The sequence below is a fragment of the Stenotrophomonas sp. P5_B8 genome, from assembly GCF_054049855.1.
On sequence record NZ_JBFULO010000706.1, the window covers coordinates 1 to 1,200 of the forward strand.

1 protein-coding gene and 1 pseudogene are annotated in these 1,200 nt (G+C 66.0%); one reads left to right on the plus strand and one right to left on the minus strand.

Annotation, left to right across the window (positions count from 1 at the left end):
- Window positions 1–579: AAA-type ATPase lid domain-containing protein (locus ACXJKH_RS20850; protein WP_457322240.1), on the plus strand; the 579-nt coding region annotated here is incomplete at its 5' end.
- A 181-nt stretch (window positions 580–760) separates the two neighbouring features.
- Here ACXJKH_RS20850 and ACXJKH_RS20855 read toward each other — a convergent pair.
- Window positions 761–1,200, minus strand: a pseudogene (locus tag ACXJKH_RS20855) (hypothetical protein); the annotation flags it as partial.

Here is a 1,200-nt window from a genome sequence, read left to right on the forward strand (position 1 = left end):
CTGCAGGAAGGCACCGTCGAGCGCGTCGGCAGCAACCGGCCCCTGGCCGTGGACGTACGGGTCCTGGCCGCCACCCACGTCGACCTCGAGCAGGCCGTCGAGCATGGGCAGTTCCGCCGCGACCTGTTCTACCGCTTGAATGTCCTGCGCCTGCCGCTGCCGCCATTGCGCGATCGCAGCAGCGACATCCTGCTGCTGGCGCACCACTTCCTGGCGACCTTCCGCGATCGCCACGTCACCCGCGCCCGCGGCTTCAGTGCGGAGGCACGACGTGCGCTGGAGCGCTTCAGTTGGCCGGGCAACGTGCGCGAACTGCTCAACCGCGTACAACGCGCAGCGATCGTCACCGACGCTGAGCTGATCGGCGTGGCCGATCTGGAACTGGTACCGGCGCAGCCGCACGTACCGCAGAAGCTGCTGCACGACGCGCGCCAACTCGCCGAACGCGAAACCCTGCTGCGCGCCCTGCGCCAGAGCGATTTCAACATCACCGCCTGCGCACGGCACATGCAGGTCTCACGCGTCACCGTCTACCGCCTCTGCCGCAAACATCAGCTGGCCCTGCCCGAGCTGCGCTGAACCGAAAAACCATCCAGCTCCTTCCGCAGTTCCATCCGAGGAGGAGGCCCCTTTGTTGAAGAGGGCGCGCGAATGCGCGGGGTCAGGTGCAGTGCATAGGCCTCCGGCAACGCACGTCGCGCGCCGAAGGCGCAGCGGTCCAGGCGGAACGCACACCCGTACATGCCGTGCGTCGATGCGCTCACAGCATGTACGGCACCTTGAAGGCCAGGGTGAAGTCCGGCGCGTCCGGGGTGAGGCCGATCCCGAGCATGCTGACCAGGGTGGTGTTGCGGTTGAGCGCGTAGGTAATGCCCAGATTGAGCGTGCCGGCGTTGGCGTCGCTGCCAATCACCTTCAGCCATTGGCCGTTGCGGTAGCGGGTGGAAGCGCGGCTGCTCAACTTGTCGCTGAAGGAAATGCTCAGGCTGGTGCGTTCATTGAACGCGAACGCCACCCCCGCACCGAAGTAATACGACCCACCCAGCTTCACCTCCCCGGGATTGACCGTGTCCGGATTCGCGTCCAGGTCGTCGAAGCTGCGCGGGAAGGAATGGATGTAGCCGACGTTGGCGAACAGGATCGCCGGATCAGCCGTCTTCACTGCCGACAGGCCGATGTTGGCCTGCCATACCCCATTGC